Raw genomic sequence first — 399 nt, 5'->3', positions numbered from 1 at the left:
GGTCTGAGCTGGCGCCAACGCGTCGGCCTGCTGATCGAGCTGGCCCTGGCCGTGCAGCACGCTCATGCCCGGCTGGTGGTGCACCGCGACATCAAGCCTGGCAATGTGCTTATCGACGCTGCAGGCCGCCCCCGGCTGCTCGATTTCGGCATTGCCCGGCTGCTCGACGACCGTGAGGTGGAGCTGACCCGCGCCGGGGCCTCGCCGCTGACGCTGGAGTTCGCGGCGCCCGAACAACTGCGAGGCGAGCCGGTGGGCGTGGCTTGTGATGTCTACGCACTCGGGCTGCTTGGCGCGGTCGTGTTCTGTGGGCGCTCGCCCTTTGATGCCCAGCGCAGCCAGGCGCAGGCGCTGATGACGGCCATCCTGCAAGGCACTGCGACAGCCGCGATCCGCCTG

General features: G+C 69.7%; 1 protein-coding gene. It reads left to right on the top strand.

What is annotated here, in order from left to right:
- A partial coding sequence (locus I6F21_RS38370; RefSeq protein WP_225184470.1) for a protein kinase occupies positions 1 to 399 on the top strand: 399 nt, incomplete at both ends.

This window comes from Bradyrhizobium sp. NBAIM03 (assembly GCF_020194055.1).
Taxonomy (GTDB): Bacteria; Pseudomonadota; Alphaproteobacteria; order Rhizobiales; family Xanthobacteraceae; genus Bradyrhizobium; species Bradyrhizobium yuanmingense.
This window is presented reverse-complemented; position numbering and strand designations above follow the sequence as displayed.